The sequence below is a fragment of the Vibrio sp. 10N.222.48.A3 genome, assembly GCF_041475345.1.
Classification (GTDB): Bacteria; Pseudomonadota; Gammaproteobacteria; order Enterobacterales; family Vibrionaceae; genus Vibrio; species Vibrio tasmaniensis_A.
The window spans coordinates 1-306 of the sequence record NZ_JBFRVX010001828.1; the positions used below are offsets into that span (position 1 = coordinate 1).

The 306-nt window shown below is 43.5% G+C and carries 1 protein-coding gene; it reads left to right on the plus strand.

The window, feature by feature from the left end; all coding sequences use genetic code 11:
• Nucleotides 1-306: hypothetical protein (locus AB4653_RS29090; protein ID WP_372106113.1), on the plus strand; the 306-nt coding region annotated here is incomplete at both ends.

The window sequence follows — 306 nt, forward strand, 5'->3', positions numbered from 1 at the left end:
GAACTGCTGTTATTGGAAAAGGGTGGACTGGTGCTCAGGACCTTCCAAAAGGTACGCTTAAGTTATTAGCAAATGGTACGGAAATCTGGAAGGCTTATAGTATCGGAGACAATATCTCTGATGGAACTTTAAGCAAATCTGGTAATCATTGGTCTAGCCTACCATCTATTGGTACCAACCGAGTGAGTGTACCGAGAAAAACAAAAGTGGGCGGCTACAGTGTTCACCGCGTTGATTTACCAGCCGATACAACAACGCTCAAGTGGGTCTATGAAGTAGAAAAACTTGACAGCAAAGGAAAAAACC